Origin of the sequence: Enterocloster bolteae, assembly GCF_002234575.2 — a bacterium.
GTDB classification, from domain to species: Bacteria; Bacillota; Clostridia; order Lachnospirales; family Lachnospiraceae; genus Enterocloster; species Enterocloster bolteae.
Genome location: NZ_CP022464.2, coordinates 3,244,306 through 3,264,950, shown reverse-complemented (window position 1 = coordinate 3,264,950; position 20,645 = coordinate 3,244,306). Strand labels below are relative to the sequence as shown.

Annotated in this window: 22 protein-coding genes; all 22 read left to right on the top strand. The window is 50.0% G+C overall.

Translation table 11 applies throughout. From position 1 onward, the window contains the following. Positions 1-21: 21 nt before the first annotated feature. The 22 genes from CGC65_RS15380 to CGC65_RS15270 all read left to right on the top strand — a co-directional run bounded on the left by CGC65_RS15380 (position 22) and on the right by CGC65_RS15270 (position 20,630). On the top strand, positions 22-1,200 hold the full coding sequence (locus CGC65_RS15380; RefSeq protein WP_002567747.1) for a Wadjet anti-phage system protein JetD domain-containing protein: 1,179 nt from the start codon (positions 22-24) through the stop codon (positions 1,198-1,200). Between the two features lie 130 nt (positions 1,201-1,330). Next, positions 1,331-2,689, top strand: a complete 1,359-nt coding sequence (locus CGC65_RS15375) for a citrate/2-methylcitrate synthase (protein ID WP_002567746.1) — start codon at positions 1,331-1,333, stop codon at positions 2,687-2,689. Positions 2,690-2,808: 119 nt separating this feature from the next. Then, a complete protein-coding gene (locus CGC65_RS15370) occupies positions 2,809-3,018 on the top strand; it encodes a DUF4177 domain-containing protein (RefSeq protein ID WP_002567745.1) in 210 nt (69 codons plus the stop codon). Between the two features lie 144 nt (positions 3,019-3,162). Further along, positions 3,163-4,026, top strand: a complete 864-nt coding sequence (locus CGC65_RS15365) for a MerR family transcriptional regulator (protein WP_002567744.1) — start codon at positions 3,163-3,165, stop codon at positions 4,024-4,026. 71 nt (positions 4,027-4,097) lie between these two features. Then, the gene (gene ylxM, locus CGC65_RS15360) at positions 4,098-4,442 is read left to right on the top strand and encodes a YlxM family DNA-binding protein (RefSeq protein ID WP_002567743.1); all 345 of its coding nucleotides are present in this window, start codon (positions 4,098-4,100) and stop codon (positions 4,440-4,442) included. 44 nt (positions 4,443-4,486) lie between these two features. Next, complete coding sequence (gene ffh / locus CGC65_RS15355; protein ID WP_002567742.1) at positions 4,487-5,863, top strand: signal recognition particle protein; 1,377 nt, start codon at positions 4,487-4,489, stop codon at positions 5,861-5,863. Positions 5,864-5,963: 100 nt separating this feature from the next. Beyond that, positions 5,964-6,206, top strand: a complete 243-nt coding sequence (gene rpsP / locus CGC65_RS15350; protein WP_002567741.1) for a 30S ribosomal protein S16 — start codon at positions 5,964-5,966, stop codon at positions 6,204-6,206. A gap of 19 nt (positions 6,207-6,225) precedes the next feature. Further along, entirely contained in the window at positions 6,226-6,453 is a 228-nt protein-coding gene (locus CGC65_RS15345) for a KH domain-containing protein (RefSeq protein WP_002567740.1), read from the top strand. A gap of 126 nt (positions 6,454-6,579) precedes the next feature. Further along, positions 6,580-7,092, top strand: a complete 513-nt coding sequence (rimM, locus tag CGC65_RS15340; protein ID WP_002567739.1) for a ribosome maturation factor RimM — start codon at positions 6,580-6,582, stop codon at positions 7,090-7,092. Between the two features lie 240 nt (positions 7,093-7,332). Then, positions 7,333-7,542, top strand: a complete 210-nt coding sequence (locus CGC65_RS15330) for a YcxB family protein (RefSeq protein WP_051070355.1) — start codon at positions 7,333-7,335, stop codon at positions 7,540-7,542. 121 nt (positions 7,543-7,663) lie between these two features. Next, positions 7,664-9,955: a DNA mismatch repair endonuclease MutL gene (gene mutL / locus CGC65_RS15325; RefSeq protein ID WP_002567738.1), complete on the top strand. Its 2,292-nt coding sequence runs from the start codon at positions 7,664-7,666 to the stop codon at positions 9,953-9,955. A 16-nt stretch (positions 9,956-9,971) separates the two neighbouring features. After that, on the top strand, positions 9,972-10,931 hold the full coding sequence (miaA, locus tag CGC65_RS15320) for a tRNA (adenosine(37)-N6)-dimethylallyltransferase MiaA (protein WP_002567737.1): 960 nt from the start codon (positions 9,972-9,974) through the stop codon (positions 10,929-10,931). A 29-nt stretch (positions 10,932-10,960) separates the two neighbouring features. Continuing rightward, positions 10,961-12,256 (top strand): methionine gamma-lyase family protein, encoded by a 1,296-nt coding sequence (locus CGC65_RS15315; RefSeq protein WP_002567736.1) that lies wholly within the window; start codon positions 10,961-10,963, stop codon positions 12,254-12,256. 94 nt (positions 12,257-12,350) lie between these two features. After that, positions 12,351-12,602 (top strand): DUF4321 domain-containing protein, encoded by a 252-nt coding sequence (locus CGC65_RS15310; protein WP_002567735.1) that lies wholly within the window; start codon positions 12,351-12,353, stop codon positions 12,600-12,602. A 44-nt stretch (positions 12,603-12,646) separates the two neighbouring features. Continuing rightward, the gene (radC, locus tag CGC65_RS15305; RefSeq protein WP_002567734.1) at positions 12,647-13,342 is read left to right on the top strand and encodes a RadC family protein; all 696 of its coding nucleotides are present in this window, start codon (positions 12,647-12,649) and stop codon (positions 13,340-13,342) included. A 14-nt stretch (positions 13,343-13,356) separates the two neighbouring features. Beyond that, positions 13,357-14,202 carry a rod shape-determining protein MreC gene (mreC, locus tag CGC65_RS15300; RefSeq protein WP_002567733.1) on the top strand — a complete coding sequence of 282 codons (846 nt, stop codon included), beginning with the start codon at positions 13,357-13,359 and terminating at the stop codon, positions 14,200-14,202. Further along, positions 14,199-14,732 carry a rod shape-determining protein MreD gene (gene mreD, locus CGC65_RS15295; RefSeq protein ID WP_002567732.1) on the top strand — a complete coding sequence of 178 codons (534 nt, stop codon included), beginning with the start codon at positions 14,199-14,201 and terminating at the stop codon, positions 14,730-14,732. Before mreC ends, mreD begins: the two co-directional genes overlap by 4 nt. Beyond that, positions 14,725-17,646, top strand: coding sequence for a penicillin-binding transpeptidase domain-containing protein (locus tag CGC65_RS15290; RefSeq protein WP_002567731.1), 2,922 nt, complete (start codon positions 14,725-14,727; stop codon positions 17,644-17,646). The genes mreD and CGC65_RS15290 overlap by 8 nt, the downstream gene beginning before the upstream one ends. A gap of 21 nt (positions 17,647-17,667) precedes the next feature. Then, positions 17,668-18,336 carry a septum site-determining protein MinC gene (locus CGC65_RS15285; protein WP_002567730.1) on the top strand — a complete coding sequence of 223 codons (669 nt, stop codon included), beginning with the start codon at positions 17,668-17,670 and terminating at the stop codon, positions 18,334-18,336. A 77-nt stretch (positions 18,337-18,413) separates the two neighbouring features. Next, positions 18,414-19,205: a septum site-determining protein MinD gene (gene minD, locus CGC65_RS15280; protein ID WP_002567729.1), complete on the top strand. Its 792-nt coding sequence runs from the start codon at positions 18,414-18,416 to the stop codon at positions 19,203-19,205. A 16-nt stretch (positions 19,206-19,221) separates the two neighbouring features. Further along, on the top strand, positions 19,222-19,506 hold the full coding sequence (gene minE / locus CGC65_RS15275; protein ID WP_002567728.1) for a cell division topological specificity factor MinE: 285 nt from the start codon (positions 19,222-19,224) through the stop codon (positions 19,504-19,506). A gap of 2 nt (positions 19,507-19,508) precedes the next feature. Next, positions 19,509-20,630 carry an FtsW/RodA/SpoVE family cell cycle protein gene (locus CGC65_RS15270; RefSeq protein WP_002567727.1) on the top strand — a complete coding sequence of 374 codons (1,122 nt, stop codon included), beginning with the start codon at positions 19,509-19,511 and terminating at the stop codon, positions 20,628-20,630. Positions 20,631-20,645 lie beyond the last annotated feature (15 nt).

Here is a 20,645-nt window from a genome sequence, read left to right as displayed (position 1 = left end):
AAAAGGGAGGGGAAGCTGTTTATGAATGCACCGCTGGAATGTATTATCCAAAAATACGAGAAGAGTACTGTGGACTGGAAGAAAGGTATGAGCGGAAAACGCTCTGTCATATTCAGGGAACAGGATTTTAAAGAGACAGGAAAACGGGACTTTATGAACCAGCTTATGGAACTGGAAATGGAAGGGCTGGTGAAGGTCAAATGGTATCAGTACGGTATCGAAGCGGAGAAGGCGTGGTACAGCCTGGAACAGATGGAGACTATATACCAACGACTGGGAAAAATACCGAAGTTCAAGCGTATCAATAAACTGAAAGAAGAGGTGGACCAACAGCTTGCTTTGATACAAAGCCAGTGGATACGCAGCTATTACCAATCCTTTCTCCAAAGTCTGGATAAAGGAGATGTTCCCAAAGCACTGGATACCCCAAAACGGGAACTGCTGTTTACTTGTTTCAAGGCCATAGATTGTCTACAGGAACCAGTCTACAAAAGGATTTTCAGTAAAAAATATCTGGGTAAATCCAAGGCATTTGAAAAACATCTGCAATCCAAAGTCTTATCTGCTGCGAGGGCTTATCTGGACACGGTAAATGATGACATGGATGACCGGCAGGTACTGGATCAGCTGATGATTAACGGCTATGCCCAAGAGTTAGCCGTGAAAGGAAACCTGATTATTGAACTGGCAGGAAACAAGATAAATCTTTCCCTGTTTCCCAGTGGATTTGTCTTTAATAATCAGACGCTCAGAAGCGCATCTATCCCACCAGAGCAGTCCATTTCAAAGGTGATTACAGTGGAAAATAAAGCGAATTATGAAAGCATGCCCTATGAGGAAGGGACTCTAATCATATATTCACACGGATACTTTTCTCCGGATGAGCGTGCGTTTCTGATTCAGCTGGAACGGGTTTTGTCCGGCATTCATACTTCCTGTGGGACGGCCTATCTCCACACAGGCGACTTGGATTATGGTGGAGTTAAGATATTTCAATATATTAAGAAACGCATTTTCCCGAAACTGTATCCATACCTTATGGATACACAAACGTATGATCAGTATATGGCCTACGGTGAACCTATAGAAACCAGTAAACTGGAAAAACTCCAGCGGACAGCCGAACCGCTCCTTCAGCCCCTCATAGACAAAATCTGCGCTGAAAAACAGGTGATAGAGCAGGAATCCTTCCTGTTTTGAACTTTTATTTATACAAAAAAGTAAAAAAAGTTTGCAAAAAATCTTAAAATGGAATAAAATAGTAAAAATACCACTTTTACAGGAGGAATTTTATAAGAGAAAATCAAACAGTCGAAAGGAGAGGTTTTGCATGATTGAAACAAAGGAATTTATGGACAACTTGAGCCAGTGGTCAGATATTTGTCTGAGCGATGAGAGGATTGATTTGGAACTGTATGAAAAGTACGACGTGAAGCGGGGGCTCCGTGATAAAAACGGAAACGGCGTGGTAGCGGGTCTGACGAAGGTGTCCAAAATCGAAGCCAACAAAGTAGTGGATGGAGTAAAGGTCCCCTGCGAAGGAAAACTATTTTACAGAGGTTATAATATCTATGATTTGATTGGCGGTGTAGTGAGAGAAAACCGATATGGTTTTGAAGAAATTGCATACCTGCTTCTGTTCGGAGAACTTCCTAATGCAGATCAGCTTACAAAATTTAAAGAAAGCCTGGCATTCAGCCGTACACTTCCCACAAATTTTGTCCGTGACGTAGTAATGAAAGCACCGACAAAAGATATGATGATATCCCTGAGCAAGAGTATTCTCACCCTGGCTTCCTATGACGAGAAGGCCTGGGATATTACGGTTCCCAATGTACTCAGACAGTGCATGATGCTCATCAGCGTAATGCCCATGCTGGCTGTGTACGGCTACCATGCCTATAACCATTATGAGAGGGACGGTAGCATGTACATACACCGCCCGGACGAAAATCTCTCTACCGCAGAGAATCTGCTCCGCCTTCTGAGGCCCGACATGAAGTACTCGCAGGTGGAAGCCCATGTGCTGGATTTGGCGTTAATCCTGCATATGGAGCATGGCGGCGGCAACAACTCTACCTTTACCACCCATGTGGTTACCTCCTCTGGCACAGATACATATTCTGTCATCTCCGCAGCCCTGGCCTCCTTAAAGGGACCCAAGCACGGCGGAGCCAACATCAAGGTAGTGGAAATGATGCAGGATTTAAGGAGTGAGGTAAAGGATGTCACTGACAGGGATGAGGTGGAATCCTATCTGAAGAAACTGCTTCACAAAGAGGCATTTGACCGCAAAGGCCTTATCTATGGAATGGGCCATGCAGTGTATTCCAAGTCAGATCCGCGTGCCGAGATTTTCAAACGCTTTGTGCGCCAGCTTTCAGAGGAAAAGGGCCGTATGGAGGAATTTGCCCTCTATTCCATGATTGAGGAGCTGGGCCCCAAGGTTATCACCGAGGAACGCAGAATCTACAAGGGCGTCAGCGCCAATGTGGACTTCTACAGCGGATTTGTATACAGCATGCTGGATATTCCGGAAGAAATGTTCACGCCCATCTTTGCAATCGCCAGAATCGTGGGATGGAGCGCGCATCGTATTGAGGAATTGATTAATATGGATAAGATTATCCGCCCTGCCTATACAAGCATTATGAAGGAAGAGAATTACAAACCCCTCTGTGACCGATAATAGGAACTATTCCTGAATCTATATATAATCTTTATATGCCCTTTATAAATTCCCATAGTATCTTTATGATATCCGGCGCTATAATAAGTGCAAATATCAAAAGAGAAAGAGTTGCGGATATGGGAAAATATGAATATAATTTTGTGGAAGTTCCATTTGACGGGGATTTGAAAAGTGGTAATGCTGAAACAATTGAGAAGTGTAAAGATATTATCAGGAAGGAATCTGCCCAGGGATGGCGGCTGGTCCAGATTATAAGCCCATCCAGCGAAAAAAGGGTATTGACAAGCAACAGCAATTATGCCATTGTTTTTGAAAGGGAAAACTGAATTGTTTTCCCTTTTTGATTGTGTTAATTCCTTCCGGGATTCAGGGAGTGCCAATATAAAACAAATAAAATTCACTCATTTCCCTTGACTGTACAGTTGGTGGATACCTTATAATCAAATCAGAAACAGAAAGGAGATGAGTTTATGAAAATGAAAGAAGCCGAGGCCCGTACCGGCCTGGACCGGAAAAATATACGTTATTATGAAAGCGAGGAACTTTTAGCGCCCCGGCGCACAGAAGGAAACCGGTACAGGGATTACAGCGAGGAAGATATACAGCGTCTGCTGGAAATCCGTTTTCTGCGGCAGCTGGGTATTCCAATCCGGGATATCCGCGGATATTTTGAGGGGCGGCTGAGCGTAAGCGATCTGATGCGCATGCGTCTGGACCGGATTGACGGGGAAATGTCACAGTTAAAGAAGCTTGAACAGATATGTTCCAGACTGGAAGAACAGCAGACGCTGAAACCTTCCATCGTGGAAAGCTGTCTGGAGGAATTCAGCCGTGAAGATGGCAATACCACCTGGCTGGAGGATATCAGGAAAGACTGGAAGATGTTTCAGAAGGAACTCCACTCCCAGTACATCTATTTTGAACCTGAGGGGGAAATCCTGACGCCGGAGGACTTTGCGCGGGAGACAGCTCTTTACGCGGCCAGAAGGAATCTGGACTATGAGACGATCCGGCTGGAATTCACCTATGCCCTGGTCCGGCTGGAAGGAATCGCCTATCAGGCTTCCTTTACCTTCGGTCCCTGTTTCCGCCTTGGCAGGATTCCTCTTGTGAAGCTGGTGCGGTGCACACCGCCTCCCCGCAGTGTTTCCAAGGGAAAATACATGTTTTTTGTGCTGCTTCCCACCATCCTGATGTTTGGCAGTATCCTGTTCTGCCTCATTGACAGCCAGGTTGGCGCCCGTTTTTCCGGAATATACCGAATTCTTATTATAGGATGCTTTATCGCTGCCATACTGCTGATATCTGTAAACAAAAATGTTTACTATCAATAATTTTGGGGATTGTCAAGTGAAAATGCTTGACAATCCTTTTTCTATCGTGTATGATAGCACAGGTGGTTGAAATGGAAAAGATTGTGGAACAGGGTTTGTTATATGATTTTTATGGAGAACTGCTGACAGAACATCAGCGCAGGATATACGAGGACGTGGTGTTCGGTGACCTTTCCCCCAGCGAGATAGCGGGAGAGCAGGGAATCAGCCGTCAGGGTGTCCACGATTTGATAAAAAGATGCGACAAGATACTAAAGGATTATGAGGCCAAGCTTCATCTGGTAGCCAAGTTCATTAAAGTCAAGGAGATAGCCGGCGAGCTGGAGCGTCTCTCTGATGAATGCATACGCACCAGGGATATGGCACTCATTGACCAGATTAGGCGGTTGTCCGCAGAAATCACCAGCACGCTTTGATGTGTGATTCATTGAATGCAGTGCAGTCTTAGGAGGATTATTTCATGGCTTTTGAAAGCTTATCCGATAAATTACAAAATGTATTCAAGAACCTTCGCGGTAAAGGCCGTCTTTCAGAAGCCGATGTAAAAGCCGCGTTAAAGGAAGTCAAGATGGCGCTTCTGGAAGCAGATGTAAGCTTCCGTGTGGTTAAACAGTTTATCGGGTCCGTTCAGGAACGGGCGGTGGGCGAGGATGTATTCGGAAGCCTGACACCGGGACAGACTGTCATCAAAATCGTGACCGAGGAGCTGGTAAAGCTCATGGGTTCCGAGACAACAGAGATTTCCTTAAAGCCCTCCAACGAAATCAGCATTATCATGATGGCTGGTCTCCAGGGCGCGGGTAAGACCACGACCACGGCCAAGATTGCAGCAAAGATGAAGGCAAAGGGACGTAAGCCCCTGTTAGCTGCCTGCGACATCTACCGGCCGGCTGCCATAGAGCAGCTGCAGATTAACGGCGACCGGGTAGGTATTCCGGTGTTCTCCATGGGCAACAAAAACAAGCCTGTGGACATTGCCAAGGCGGCACTGGAACACGCATCCAAGAACGGACTTAACGTGGTTATCCTGGATACAGCGGGACGTCTCCACATTGATGAGACCATGATGGATGAGCTGGTAGAGATAAAGGACAATCTGGATGTCTGCCAGACCATATTGGTGGTGGACGCCATGACCGGCCAGGATGCAGTGAATGTGGCAGGTACATTTAACGATAAGATAGGTATTGACGGTGTCATCCTCACAAAGCTGGATGGCGATACCAGAGGCGGTGCGGCCCTTTCCATCCGCGCAGTCACAGGTAAACCGATTCTATATGTTGGTATGGGCGAGAAGCTGTCTGATCTGGAACAGTTCTACCCGGACAGAATGGCTTCCAGAATCCTGGGAATGGGCGATATCCAGTCCCTGATTGAGAAAGCGGCTGCCGAGGTGGATGAGGAACAGGCCAAGGAGCTGAGCCAGAAGCTGCGCAAGGCGGAATTTGATTACAATGATTTTCTGACCCAGATGCAGCAGATTAAAAAGATGGGCGGTATGGGAAGTATTCTTTCCATGATGCCGGGTATGGGAAACCAGCTGTCCGGTGTGGATATGGATGAAGGTGAAAAATCCATGCACAGAGTAGAGTCCATCATCCTCTCCATGACAAAGGAGGAGAGGGCCAATCCAAACCTCATAAACCCTTCCAGGAAACAGCGCATTGCAAAAGGCGCCGGTGTGGAGGTCAGCGAGGTCAACCGTCTGGTAAAACAGTTTGACCAGATGAAGAAAATGATGAAGCAGATGCCGGGCCTTATGGGCGGCGGCAAGCGAAAAGGCGGATTCGGCGGTCTGGGAGGACTGCTGGGCGGCAAGATGAAGATGCCCTTTTAGGACACAGAATGCTGATACCACAATCCGCAGACCAGGCTAGTCAAACAGGAATACTCCTGTATGTCTAATATAAGAACAATTCACAAGGAGGTGAAATCACATGGCAGTAAAGATGAGATTAAGAAGAATGGGACAGAAGAAGGCTCCTTTCTATAGAATCGTAGTTGCTGATTCCAGATCCCCAAGGGATGGCAAATTCATCGCGGAAATCGGCACTTATGACCCAACCAGGGAACCAAGTGTCATCAAATTTGACGAGGAAGCAGCTAAGAAGTGGTTAGCAACAGGTGCACAGCCAACTGAGACCGTAGGAAAGCTCTTAAAAATCGCCGGCATTCAGTAGTTGACAATGAGGTGTTAAGATGAAGGAATTAGTCGAAGTGATTGCGAAAGCACTGGTCGATAACCCAGAAGAAGTTGTTGTTACCGAATCAATGAAGGGCGAGGACACCCTGATTGAGCTTAAGGTGTCTCCTGCCGACATGGGCAAGGTCATCGGCAAGCAGGGCAGGATTGCAAAGGCAATCCGTTCCGTTGTCAAGGCCGCTGCATCCAAGGAAGACAAGAAAGTAATCGTTGAGATTCAGTAAGCAGGATTCAGTACGCAGACAATGAAGGACCGCTGGCCGCAGGGCTGGCGGTTCATTTATTGCCCGGGAATATTGTCCCGGAACATTTATCCGTAAAATTACTTATCACAGAAAGGTGACAGGTGTATGGAAAACATGCTGAGAGTGGGAGTCATAACCTCCGCCCACGGAATCAAAGGGGAAGTAAAGGTATTCCCCACCACAGATGACGCCAAGCGTTTCAAAGAGCTGAAGGAAGTCATCCTTGACACAGGAAAAGAGCATATTCCCATGGAAATCGAACATGTGAAATTCTTCAAGAACATGGTCATCCTCAAATTCAGGGGATATGACAATATAAATGAAATAGAAAAATATAAATCCAGGGACCTGCTGATAACCAGGGATCAGGCCGTGGACCTGGAGCCCGATGAATACTTTATCACGGACCTGATTGGACTTACTGTGGTATCGGACCAGGGCGCGGAGCTGGGAACCCTTAAGGATGTGCTGGAAACAGGGGCCAATGATGTATATGTGGTTGCCATGAAGGACGGAAAGGAACTGATGCTTCCCGCTATCGGTGACTGTATTCTGAATGTGGACCTGGAGCAGGGACGCATGGAGGTCCATGTTCTGGAGGGACTTATGGATTTGTAGTGCCCATAACCTGGTAAGACCCATGGTTCAAAGGCCCATGGTTCTGTAAAAAGGGCTTGTGTTTTATCTGGTTTTGTTGTATATAAAGAGAGGGGATAAACCGTGCTGCATCATGTAATGCAGTATTGGGGCGGAAGGCCGCCGGTGCAGCAAGGAAAAGGAATCTGATATGATAACTGAAGACCCTCTTCCTGATTCTGGCGTATCTGGTCCGCACCATGGGGCCGGGCTTTATCCGCAGTGGCCTCTTTAATTCAGACTGTTCCAACCGGATGCAGGGCAGTACACGCATACAGCCAGATATCCCACATATGCGAGACACAGCAGTGCCTGGTGTTATATACCATGGACCATGGCGGCTATCTTCTGGATAAGAGACAGATGGGCGCTGTCTGCATAAACGGCCTGCGCACGTTCCTTTCCGAACGTTCCGGCAAGTCGGTAAAGTAGATACAGGTCAGGGATTATATACCTGTAAAAAGCAACTGATAAAGCCGGCCCTGGCATCTGAGATTGGGGCCGGCTTTTAGAGATACTTTTTGGCTGAGTACAGACAGAAAGGAACTTAAACATGGCCAACATAACTGTTTTAGACCAAAGCACCATCAACAAAATTGCAGCCGGCGAGGTCATTGAGCGGCCTGCTTCCGTAGTGAAGGAGCTGCTGGAAAATGCCGTTGACGCCCATGCCACCGCCGTAACCGTGGAAATCAAGGACGGCGGCTGTTCCATGATTCGCGTCACCGACAACGGATGGGGCATCCCAAAGGAGGAAATACCCCTGGCATTCCTGCGCCACGCCACAAGTAAAATCAAGACAGTGGAGGATTTATTCACCATTTCCTCCCTGGGTTTCCGCGGCGAGGCCCTGGCCAGCATAGCGGCCGTGGCCCAGGTGGAGCTGATTACAAAGACGGGGGACAGCCTTACCGGTTCCCGGTACCAGATTGAAGGCGGGGTTGAGAAGGGGCTGGAGGAAATAGGCGCCCCTGATGGTACCACCATCATTGCCCGAAACCTGTTTTACAACACGCCTGCGAGGAAGAAATTCCTTAAGACACCCATGACAGAGGGCGCCCATGTGGCGGCCCTGGTGGAGAAGATTGCCCTTTCCCACCCGGATATTTCCATCCGCTTCATACAGAACAATCAAAATAAGCTCTACACCTCAGGAAACCACAACCTGAAGGACCTGATATATACTGTATTCGGACGGGAGATTGCGGGAAACCTTCTCCCGGTGGAAATCAATGAGGACTGGATTACAGTCACCGGATTTACAGGCAAGCCGGTCATAGCCAGATCCAACCGGAATTATGAAAATTATTTCATCAATGGCCGTTACATCAAGAGTTCCATTATATCCAAGGCCATTGAGGAGGCATATAAACCCTATATGATGCAGCACAAGTATCCCTTTACCATGCTGCATTTCCATATTGAGCCGGACACCCTGGACGTAAATGTGCATCCCACCAAGATGGAACTGCGCTTTGCCGACGGGGAAAAGGTGTACCATGCAGTGTTAAGGGCTGTCAGCAATGCCCTGGCCCACAAGGAGCTGATCCCCCAGGTCAGCCTGGAAGCAAAACAGGAAAAGGAGGCCAGGCAGCTGGCAGAGAAACTGGCTCCCCGCCCGGAGCCGTTCGAGGTGCGCAGGCGGGAGAACCTAAGCCAGAAAACCTCCGGCAGCCCCGTCCAGGTACAGAACGGCGGCCCGTCCTCCGGCGCCGGTTCAGTTTACACCCAGTCAGCCCCGCCCAGGCCATCCTTTGTCAATGAGCTGATGCCTGACTGGCTGAAGGAGAGAAGAAAGGAACAGGAAAAACGTTCAGTCTCCCCGGCCGCAGTTAATCCCCATCAAACGGAAAACACGGTTTCTGCCGGGAAGGATATTGGGGCCGGCGGGCCAGCTTCCGGACAGACAGACTCCGGCCAGACAGACTCCGGCCAGACAGACTCCGGCCAGACAGACTCCGGACAGACAGTTTCCGGACAGACAGGCTCCGGCCAGACGGCACCTGGTCAGACAGCTTCCGGTCAGACAGGCCCCGGCCAAACAATTTCCAGCCAGACAGCCCACGGCCAGACAGCCCACGGCCAGACAGCGCCCGGTCAGTCAGACTCCGGCCAGACAGTCCCCAGTCATCCGGAACCCGGTATGACCGGGAATTCAGACACAACCGGTACCGCTTCTGCCCATACAGGAGCCGGTACAGCCGGCTGCACCGCCGGGCCGGAACAGCTGGACCTGTTTGACGGCAAGCTTTTGGACCCCAAGGCCAGGCTGAAGCACAAGCTTATCGGCCAGCTGTTTGACACCTACTGGATGGTGGAGTACAATGAACAGCTGTTCATCATTGACCAGCATGCTGCCCATGAAAAGGTGCTCTATGAGAATACCATCAAGTCCTTAAAGACAAGGCAGTACGACATGCAGATGGTGGACCCGCCCATTATCCTTACACTGAACATGAACGAAGAACTTCTCCTGGAGAAGTATATGGATTATTTCACGGGAATCGGTTTTGAGATAGAACCCTTTGGCGGCAGGGAATACGCGGTGCGCGGCGTGCCTGCCAACCTGTTTTCCATTGCCAAGAAGGAACTGCTGACAGAGATGATCGACGGGCTCTCGGAGGATATGTCTGTACATAACCCGGACATCATCTATGAAAAGGTGGCCTCCATGTCCTGCAAGGCAGCTGTCAAAGGACATCATACCATGTCCTTCCAGGAGGCCAATGTGCTCATTGACCAGCTTCTGGACCTGGAAAATCCCTATGCCTGCCCTCACGGCAGGCCTACCATCATCTCCATGAGCAAGTATGAGCTGGAGAAAAAATTCAAACGCATTGTCTGAAAGGAGCTTTTAACATATGAAGCAGCCGCTCATTGTCCTCACAGGACCCACGGCAGTGGGAAAGACCGCCCTTTCCATCCGGCTGGCAAAGGCCATTGGCGGGGAGATCGTCAGCGCGGATTCCATGCAGGTATACAGGCATATGGATATCGGCTCTGCCAAGGTGACTCCCGGGGAAATGGACGGGGTTCCCCATTATCTCATTGACGTGCTGGATCCCCGGGACTCCTTTAATGTGGTCACCTTCCAGCAGATGGCAAAGGAGGCCCTGAGGGAGATTTACAGCCACGGCCGCATTCCTGTCATTGCCGGCGGAACCGGCTTTTATATACAGGCCCTGCTGTACGACATTGATTTTAAAGAAAATGAGGACAGCAGCCCTGTCCGCAGGGAACTGGAAGCCCTGGCTGAGAGGGAGGGAGAGAGGGCTCCCCAGCTCCTTCATGCCATGCTCCGCCAGGTGGACCCGGAGGCAGCCGCCCAAATCCATGCCAACAATATAAAACGTGTCATCCGGGCCATTGAATACTTCCGCCAGACAGGGGAGAAGATTTCCCTCCATAACCAGCAGGAGAGGGAGAAGGAATCCCCCTACAATTTCCTCTATTATGTTCTGAACACGGACCGGGCCCTGCTCTATGAGAGAATTGACCGCAGGGTGGACCTGATGATGGAACAGGGACTGGTGGAGGAAGTAAAGGCATTAAAGGATATGGGCTGCCGGAGAGGCCATACCTCCATGCAGGGGCTGGGATATAAGGAGATTCTGGACTATCTGGAAGGCAGATGCAGCCTGGATGAGGCTGTATATATACTGAAACGCGATACAAGACATTTTGCAAAACGCCAGCTGACCTGGTTCAAACGGGAAAGGGATGTGCGCTTTTTGAATCTGCCTGATTTCGGAGGGGATGTCTCAAACGTCCTGGAACGGATATTAGAGGATTGCGCAAAGCAGGGAATCGTGCTACAATAACAAACCGGAAAACGGAGGATTATAAACCAATGGATATAAATGGAATGAACCAGATGTACGAAAGCCTTGGCATCAGCCGGGAAGTCAGGGAGTTTGCGGCTGAGACGGAAAAAGCGCTGAGGGAACGCTTTGAGGCCATTGATGCGGTGGCGGAATACAATCAGATGAAGGTTATCAAGGGAATGCAGGACAACCGTGTCAGCGACATCCACTTTGCAGCTACCACAGGTTACGGTTACAATGACCTGGGACGCGATACGCTGGAGGATGTGTATGCCAGCGTATTCCACGGTGAGAGCGCCCTTGTGCGTCCTCAGCTCATGAGCGGCACACATGCCCTTCATGTGGCCCTGTCAGGCAACCTGCGTCCAGGGGACGAGCTTTTGTCGCCTGTGGGCAAGCCCTATGACACCCTGGAGGAAGTCATAGGAATCAGGGATTCTGTGGGTTCCCTTAAGGAATATGGGGTGGTCTACCGCCAGGTGGACCTGTTTGAGGACGGTTCCTTTGACTATGAGGGCATCGCGGCAGCCATAAATGAAAGGACAAAACTGGTGACCATACAGCGTTCCAAAGGGTACGCCACCCGTCCCACATTGTCTGTGAAGCGGATTGGGGAATTGATTTCCTTCATAAAGAACATAAAACCGGACGTTATCTGCATGGTGGACAACTGCTACGGTGAGTTTGTGGAAACCCTGGAGCCAACCGATGTGGGGGCGGATATGATTGTAGGTTCCCTGATCAAAAATCCCGGCGGCGGACTGGCTCCCATCGGCGGCTATATCGTGGGCAGAAAGGACTGTATTGAACGGGCGTCCTACCGCTTAAGCGCTCCCGGACTGGGCAAGGAGGTAGGCGCCAGCCTGGGGTTAAACCAGCAGCTGTACCAGGGGCTTTTTCTTTCCCCTGTTGTGGTGTCAGGAGCCTTAAAGGGCGCCATATTCGCGGCCAATATTTATGAGCGCCTGGGCTACGGCGTGGTGCCAGACGGCAGTGAATCCCGTCACGACATCATCCAGGCCATCACCTTCGGCACGCCGGAGGGCGTCATATCCTTCTGCAAGGGAATACAGGCAGCCGCGCCTGTGGACAGCTATGTGACACCCGAGCCATGGGATATGCCTGGATACGACAGCCCTGTTATTATGGCAGCAGGCGCTTTTGTCCAGGGATCGTCCATCGAGCTCTCGGCTGACGGCCCCATTAAGCCGCCCTATGCCGTATATTTCCAGGGAGGACTGACCTGGTACCATGCAAAGCTGGGAATACTCAAGTCATTGCAGCAGCTGTTGGATGACGGGGTTTTGAAAATCTTAAGATGACACCCCAGGAAACTTATGGTAATATATACTAATTAGGCTGAACCCAGGTCCTGCGGCCCAGGGGTTTGGCCTGACTGACCGGAGGGTAAGACACATGCATTACAAGAATTTCTGGATACTTTTAATCATGCTGCTGGCAGGCATTGTCCTGGGAGGCTTTATGGGACAGCTGGCAGAAGGGATTTCCTGGCTGAACTGGCTGAATTTCGGACAATCCTTTGGGCTGGATTCGCCTCTGGTAATTAATTTCGGCATCCTGGTCATCACCTTCGGACTGACCATCAAGATTACCATGGCCAGTATCATCGGCGTGGCAGTGGCACTCATCATTTACCGGTATATATAATTTTCCTGACTTTGTGCTTGGAGAGGTGCGTAGTTAGGAGAGAGATGGAAAGAATAAGAATTAAGGATCTGCCCCACAAGGACCGCCCCTATGAAAAATGTCTGAGTCTGGGTCCGGACAGCCTGTCCGATACAGAGCTTCTGGCAGTCATCCTGCGCACCGGAAGCAGGGAAGGAAACTCCCTGGACCTGGCAGACAGCCTGCTGGCTCTGGGAAGCCCCGGAGACGGCCTGCTGGGCCTTTTGCACCATTCCCTGGATGATTTTACACGAATCAAGGGAGTTGGTAAGGTAAAGGGGGTCCAGCTGCTTTGTATAGGAGAGCTGTCAAAACGCATCTGGAAGCGGAAGGCCAGCGAGCATACTCTTTACTTTGGCCGTCCGGAGGAAATATCGGACTATTATATGGAAGATATGCGCCATCTGGAGCAGGAGGAAATCCGGGTCATGTTTCTGAATACCAAGCAGGCCATGGTTCGTGATCAGATTATGGCCAGAGGGACAGTAAATGCATCTGTCATGACACCCCGTGAGGTACTCATCGAAGGCCTCAGGTGCCGGGCCGTGTCCATGGTGCTGGTTCACAACCATCCCAGCGGAGACCCCACCCCCAGCAGAGCAGACATACTGCTCACCAAACGCCTGAAAGAAGCGGGAGACCTGGTGGGAATCACACTGATCGATCACATTGTCATCGGAGACAGGCGGTATCTCAGTTTCCGCGAAGAGAATTTAATGTAAGAGGAAGTTTATCCATGGAAACCAAACACAGTAAATATATTCTGGCAGGACTTACGGTGCTGTGCGTACTGCTCATCTGCATCACATCCCTGAAGGACGGCATCATGGAACCCCTGCGCACCGGTGTGGGTTATTTTCTGATTCCCATACAGACAGGAGTCAACGCAGTGGGAACCGGCATCTATAACGAATTAAAGGATTACGGCAGCCTAAAAGACGCGCTGCGGGAAAATGAGGAACTGAAGACCCAGATTGTACAGCTCACAGAGGACAATAACCGTCTGCAGGCAGAGCAGTTTGAACTGGACCGCTTAAGGAAGCTCTATGAGCTTGACCAGGATTACATGCAGTATGATAAAATCGGGGCCAGGGTCATTGCCCGTGATTCAGAAAAATGGTTCCAGGTATTCCGCATCAACAAGGGTTCTGCCGACGGAGTGGCCGTGGACATGAACGTGGTTGCCGACGGCGGCCTGGTGGGCATTGTGACGGATGTGGGCGCCAATTACGCCACGGTGCGTTCCATCATTGACGATTCCAGCCGTGTGGGAGCCATGAAGCTGGATTCCTCCTATAACTGTATTGTGGCAGGAGATCTGACCCTCTATGAGGAGGGGCGTCTTAAGCTTACGGATTTTTCAAAGGATGCGGTTCTCAGGGACGGCGATCAGATCGTCACCTCCAACATCAGCACCAAGTTCCTTCCGGGCATCCTGGTTGGATATGCTGCGGATGTCTCCATTGACCCGGACCACCTGACCCAGTCAGGCTATCTGATTCCGGTGGCTGATTTTAATAATCTGCAGGAGGTGCTGATTATTACAGATATCAAAGATACAGGAGAGGCGGCTGCCCAGTGATTCAAGCAAAGATAAAACAGGTACTCATCAATATATTGTTTATCGTGCTGGCATTTACGGTGCAGAACTGTGTATTTCCCCTGCTCCCGTTTTTGTCGGCAACGCCCAATCTGCTTTTAATCCTTACGTTTTCCTTCGGCTTTATCCATGGGAAGAATGCGGGGATGTTTTACGGCGTTCTTTCAGGCCTTTTACTGGACCTTTTCTACAGCGGGCCTTTTGGCTTTTATACCCTTATCTATATTTATATCGGCTATGCCAACGGCATTTTTACCAAGTACTATTACGAAGACTACATCACCCTTCCGCTGATACTCAGTATTTTCAACGGAATCTGGTACAGCATGTATATATATATATTCCGCTTCTTAATCCGCGGACGTCTGAATCTTCCTTATTATTTCAGGAACATCATGCTTCCGGAGATTATATTTACTGCAGTTACCACTCTTTTGATTTACAGGCTGTTCCTTTCCGCCAGCAGACGTGTGGAGGATATAGGAAAAAGGAGAGACACAAAACTTGTTTGACGAACTGTTAGAAATTGTAAAAGAATTTTTCAAGAAGCTGTTCAGCTCACGGCTCTTTGCCCTTTCCGTGATGTTTACCGTCATGTTTGCCGGGCTGTTAGGCAAGCTGTTTCAGATGCAGATTCTGGACGGAAGCGAATACCAGGAAACCTATATGCAGAGGACGGAAAAAAACGTCACCACACCGGGGTCCAGGGGCAACATCTATGACAGAAACGGCAACAGGCTGGCTTATAATGAGCTGGCTTATTCCGTTACCATACAGGATTTGGGGGATTATCCCAGGCCCAGCTCACGCAACCAGATGCTGTACCGCCTGGTACGGATACTGGACCGCCGCGGTGAGACTGTGGAGGGAAAATTCGAGATTGCCCTTGATCAGAACGGTGAGATGTTCTTCACATCCAGCTCTGATTCGGCCAGAACCCGTTTCTTCCTGAATTTTTACGGTCTTTCCTCCACCGCAAGCCTAAATGACCCAAAGGGCAAATATCCCACCAACATCACGGCCAGGGAGGCCTTTGAGCGCAAGAAGGTGGATTATGAGCTGGATAAGATGAAGGATGAAAAAGGCAATCCCCTGGTCATACCGGACAACATAGCCCTGGGCATGATCAATATTATCTATACCATGAAGCTGACCGAATACCAGAAGTACGAGACCACCACCGTGGCCACCAATATCAGCAATGAGACCATGGTGGAAATCAATGAGAACGCCGCGGACTTAAAGGGAGTTGCGGTGGAGCAGTCCTATGTGCGCAAGTATGAGGACAGCATCTATTTTGCCCCTATCATCGGCTATACCGGCAAGGTTCAGGAGGATCAGCTGTCCGCCCTGAACGAGCAGTGGCACCAGTCCGATGAGGCGGCCGGCCTGCCGGAAGACGCTCCGGACAAGTACGATCTCAACGATATTGTGGGCCGTATCGGAATCGAGAAATCCATGGAGCTGGAGCTTCAGGGAGAAAAGGGCTACTCCAGGATGTATGTGGACAACATGGGGCGTCCCCGTGAAATCATTGAAAAGACGGACGCCAAGGCCGGGGATGATGTGTACCTGACCATTGACAGGGATCTGCAGATTGCTATTTACAAGCTGATAGAGCAGCAGCTGGCCGGTATCATCAGCTACCATCTCCAGTACGATGATTTGGACCCCGACAAGACTTATGACCCTTCCAAAATACCCATTCCTGTAAAGGACGCCTATTACCAGCTGATTAACAACAATGTGCTGTCCCTGATGGATATGTCCCAGGAAGGGGCGTCCGACATTGAAAAACAGATTTACAGCAAATACGAGACATCCAGGGATCAGATACTCGGGGCGATACGCAACGAGCTTCTCAGCTCCCATGCCCTGGCCATGAACGATCTTCCCAAGGACATGGCTACCTATATGAATTATATCTATGCTTATCTGTCTGACGGGTCCGTGGGGATCATACAGAAGGATAAGATTGACCAGTCCTCGCCGGAATACCAGGCGTGGAGGGATGGCACTATCAGCCTGAGGGATTATATTTACAGCGGAATCGCGGGAAACTGGGTGGACACCACCCGTCTGGACGTGACCAGTAAATACTCCGATGCAGACGATATATTCACCCAGCTGGTGGACCATGTCATCGAATCCCTGCGCAGCGACAACAAATTTACAAAGCGCATGTTCCGTTACCTGATTAACGATGAGGTCATAACAGGCCGTGAACTCTGTCTGGCCCTTTATGCCCAGGGCGTGCTGGCATATGACGCCCAGGCCATAGCCGCCCTCCAGATGGGGGATTCCACCTACACCTACCAGTTTATCAAGGAAAAGATATCCAACCTGGAGCTGACACCGGCGCAGCTGGCTCTTGACCCGTGTACGGCAGGAGTGGTGGTGACGGACGTAAAAACAGGTGAAGTCCGGGCCCTGGTCACATATCCCAGCTATGACAATAACCTGATGTCGGGCAGCGTGGACGCGGCTTACTTCAGCCAGCTCCAGGACGACATGTCCAGACCCCTTTACAACAACGCCACGCAGGCCCAGAAGGCCCCCGGTTCCACCTTTAAGCCCATCACGGCTGTGGCAGCCCTGGAAGAGGGCGTGATAGGACTTCAGGACACCATCGAGTGTACCGGTATATACGATCAGATTTCCAAGCCCATCAAGTGCTGGATCTGGCCCGGACGCCATAACAGCGAGAACATCGAGGAAGGCATACAGAACTCCTGCAACTACTTCTTCGCCGAGCTGGCCCACAGGCTCTGTATGAAGCCGGACGGCACCTATTCGCCGGACCAGGGTCTTGCCACCCTGCGCAAATACGCCACCCTTTTCGGTCTGGATCACACCTCAGGTGTGGAGATTTCCGAGAACGAGCCCCAGATATCATCGGAGGACCCGGAGCGTTCCGCCATGGGACAGGGCACCCATTCCTACACCAATGTCCAGCTTTCCCGCTATGTGGCAGCTCTTGCCAACCGCGGAAATGTATTTGAGCTGAGTCTTTTAGATAAACTTACCGACTCTGACGGCAACCTGATTAAGGACTATACCCCTGCCATCAGCTCCCATGTGGACGCGGCTGACAGTACCTGGGACGCGGTCCAGACCGGTATGCGCCGGGTAATCACGGACAGCTCCGCCAAGAGTATTTTCTCCGACCTCCCTGTGGAGGTGGCAGGCAAAACCGGAACAGCCCAGGAGGACAAGAGCCGTTCCAACCATGCCTTCTTCGTTTCCTTTGCGCCTTACAGCCATCCGGAAATTGCCGTGACTGTAAATATTCCTTACGGATATGCGGGAACTAACGCCGCAACCCTTGGCAAAAAGGTGTACGAGTATTATTATAAATATACCACCCTGGAGCAGATAGAAAGCTCCGGTGCATTAGGTGTATCAAATGTAAATATTGGTGACTAAACCAGCAAAAGAGGTGATTGTATGCGCAATGCAGTTGTAATCAAGAGCAGCAAGGCAGGAATGACTGTCATCCTGGACCCTGAACTGCCATTTGGCGAGCTTTTGGACGCCATCGGGAAAAAGTTCAGTGAGAGCGCCCGTTTCTGGGGTTCGGTCCAGATGACCCTGACCCTGGAGGGCAGGGATCTGACTGCGGCCCAGGAATTTGCAATTGTCGATACGATTACGAAGAACTCACAGATTGAAGTCCTCTGTCTTCTGGACACGGATGCGGAACGGATTGAACGCTGTGAGAAAGCACTGAATGATAAGCTGATGGAACTGAACTCCCAGACAGGGCAGTTCTACCGGGGAACACTGAAGCGCGGAGACTGCCTGGAATCCGAGGCCAGCATCGTGATCATAGGAAATGTGGATCACGGAGCAAGGGTGACGGCCAAGGGCAATGTCATTGTACTGGGAGAACTTAAAGGTACAGTGACAGCCGGTGTGTCCGGCAATCCCCAGGCCGTTGTCATGGCCCTTGACATGGCTCCCCTGCAAATCCGCATCGGGGATATGAGCAGCCGTTTCAACGAGAGAAACAAGCGTCTGGGGCGGGGACCCATGATAGCCCTGGCGGAAGATGGGGCCATTGTTATGCGGTCTTTAAAAAAGTCATTCCTAAACAATATGTTAAATTTTGCTTAATGCCAAAAAAATACTGGTAAATTTACGAAATTTAATGTACAATAGGAAGGTAAAGTAATTTTCAGGAGGATTTCATCATGAGCGAGGTCATTGTGATTACTTCTGGAAAAGGCGGGGTAGGCAAGACGACTACTTCTGCCAATGTGGGAACAGGACTGGCTATCCTGGGTAAGCGGGTAGTGCTGATTGATACAGATATCGGCCTGCGCAACCTGGACGTGGTCATGGGACTGGAAAACCGCATTGTCTACAATCTTGTAGACGTGGTGGAAGGCAACTGCCGTATGAAGCAGGCCCTGATAAGAGACAAAAGATACCCGAACCTATACCTTCTGCCTTCGGCCCAGACACGGGACAAGACATCCGTGAATCCGGAGCAGATGATAAAGCTGGTTGATGACCTGAGGGAAGAATTTGACTACATACTGTTAGATTGTCCCGCAGGCATTGAACAGGGATTTTACAATGCCATAGCCGGTGCTGACAGGGCACTGGTAGTCACGACGCCGGAGGTTTCGGCTATCCGCGATGCAGACCGTATCATCGGGCTGCTGGAACATGCGGAGATAGACGAGATTGACTTGATTGTCAACCGGATCCGAGCCGACATGGTCCGTAGGGGAGACATGATGTCTTTAAGCGATGTGACGGACATTCTGGCAGTAAACATCATCGGAGCAGTGCCCGATGACGAGAACATCGTCATTTCCACCAACCAGGGAGAACCTCTGGTGGGACTGGGCTCTACGGCCGGACAGGCTTATCTTGATATCTGCCGCAGGATACTGGGAGAGAGCATACCTATGACAAATCCCGGTGAGACGGAAACCTTTTTTGCCAGGCTGCGCGGAATACTTAAGAGAGCATAGAAGGGATGGTGTCAAGGTGAGATGGTTCCAGGGGTTTCAAACCAGGCGTTCCGGAGAGACAGCTAAGATGCGGCTAAAGCTTTTGCTGGTATCCGATAAGGCAGGCTGCTCACCGGAGATGATACTGATGATAAAAGATGACGTGATACACGCCATTTCCAAATATATGGAGATAGAAAAGGACAAAGTCCAGATACAGATGGATACAGAGGGCAGTCCCCAAAAGGGCGGCTGCCGGACACTGCCTGTGCTTCATGCCAACATACCGATTCGTTCCATATCGAACAAGGGGCTATATTAAATATGTTTTTGGATTATGATTTCAGACATTTTAATTTTCGGCTGATATTTTATATGATTGTACTCAACGTCATCGGCGTGCTGGTTATCCGCAGCGCTACGAATATGAACGCGGATGCAGTCAACAAGCAGCTTTTAGGAGTGTTCATAGGACTGGCTGTGGCCATTGGTCTTTCCCTGGTGGATTACCACAAAATCCTGAACTTCAGTACCCTCATATACGGCCTGTGTATTGCAAGCCTTGTGGCCGTACTGATTTGGGGCAATGTGGTGAACAACGCCAGGCGCTGGATTGAGGTTCCGGCCATCGGCCAGCTTCAGCCATCAGAGTTTGTTAAGATAGGCCTTATCATAACCTTTTCCTGGTATTTCATGAAATACCAGGAAAAGATTAATCAGGTCAGCACTGTGGCCATAGCAGCCGTACTGTTTGCCATTCCGGCGGCATTGATCTTTGAACAGCCGAATCTGTCTACCTGTCTTGTAATTATGGTAATGGTACTGGGAATCGTATTTGCAAGCGGCATAAGCTATAAGTGGATTGCAGGAACCCTGGCTGTTACCATTCCCGTAATGGCCACCTTTGTCTACCTGCTGCTTCACGGTATGATTCCATTCATAAAGGATTATCAGGCAGGACGTATCCTGGCCTGGTTTTATCCGGACCAGTACGGAGAGGCCCGTTATCAGCAGAACAACTCCATCATTGCCATTGGTTCAGGCCAGCTAAAAGGCAAAGGGCTTTTCAACACCACCATAGCGTCTGTCAAGAATGGTAATTTCCTGTCAGAGGAGCAGACGGACTTCATCTTTGCCGTGATCGGCGAGGAGCTGGGCTTCATCGGCTGTGTGGTGGTCATCGCCTTATTTTTATTAATAATTTATGAATGTCTTATGATGGCTGCACGGGCCAGGGATTTATCCGGCCGCCTTATCTGTGTGGGCATGGCAACACTGATTGCGTTCCAGGCATTTGCCAACATCGCTGTTGCCACAGGCATCTTTCCCAATACAGGACTTCCCCTTCCGTTCATCAGTTTCGGAAGCAGTTCTTTAATCAGTATTTTTATGGGAATAGGGCTGGTGCTCAATGTGGGGCTTCAGAGAGAAACAAGACATATCTAATCCAAGGAGGGTTAA

Coding starts and splice junctions, on each gene's coding strand:
- CGC65_RS15380 (WP_002567747.1), top strand. CDS start 22: ATGAATGCACCGCTGGAATGTATTATCCAAAAATACGAGAAGAGTACT.
- CGC65_RS15375 (WP_002567746.1), top strand. CDS start 1,331: ATGATTGAAACAAAGGAATTTATGGACAACTTGAGCCAGTGGTCAGAT.
- CGC65_RS15370 (WP_002567745.1), top strand. CDS start 2,809: ATGGGAAAATATGAATATAATTTTGTGGAAGTTCCATTTGACGGGGAT.
- CGC65_RS15365 (WP_002567744.1), top strand. CDS start 3,163: ATGAAAATGAAAGAAGCCGAGGCCCGTACCGGCCTGGACCGGAAAAAT.
- ylxM (WP_002567743.1), top strand. CDS start 4,098: ATGGAAAAGATTGTGGAACAGGGTTTGTTATATGATTTTTATGGAGAA.
- ffh (WP_002567742.1), top strand. CDS start 4,487: ATGGCTTTTGAAAGCTTATCCGATAAATTACAAAATGTATTCAAGAAC.
- rpsP (WP_002567741.1), top strand. CDS start 5,964: ATGGCAGTAAAGATGAGATTAAGAAGAATGGGACAGAAGAAGGCTCCT.
- CGC65_RS15345 (WP_002567740.1), top strand. CDS start 6,226: ATGAAGGAATTAGTCGAAGTGATTGCGAAAGCACTGGTCGATAACCCA.
- rimM (WP_002567739.1), top strand. CDS start 6,580: ATGGAAAACATGCTGAGAGTGGGAGTCATAACCTCCGCCCACGGAATC.
- mutL (WP_002567738.1), top strand. CDS start 7,664: ATGGCCAACATAACTGTTTTAGACCAAAGCACCATCAACAAAATTGCA.
- miaA (WP_002567737.1), top strand. CDS start 9,972: ATGAAGCAGCCGCTCATTGTCCTCACAGGACCCACGGCAGTGGGAAAG.
- CGC65_RS15315 (WP_002567736.1), top strand. CDS start 10,961: ATGGATATAAATGGAATGAACCAGATGTACGAAAGCCTTGGCATCAGC.
- CGC65_RS15310 (WP_002567735.1), top strand. CDS start 12,351: ATGCATTACAAGAATTTCTGGATACTTTTAATCATGCTGCTGGCAGGC.
- radC (WP_002567734.1), top strand. CDS start 12,647: ATGGAAAGAATAAGAATTAAGGATCTGCCCCACAAGGACCGCCCCTAT.
- mreC (WP_002567733.1), top strand. CDS start 13,357: ATGGAAACCAAACACAGTAAATATATTCTGGCAGGACTTACGGTGCTG.
- CGC65_RS15285 (WP_002567730.1), top strand. CDS start 17,668: ATGCGCAATGCAGTTGTAATCAAGAGCAGCAAGGCAGGAATGACTGTC.
- minD (WP_002567729.1), top strand. CDS start 18,414: ATGAGCGAGGTCATTGTGATTACTTCTGGAAAAGGCGGGGTAGGCAAG.
- CGC65_RS15270 (WP_002567727.1), top strand. CDS start 19,509: ATGTTTTTGGATTATGATTTCAGACATTTTAATTTTCGGCTGATATTT.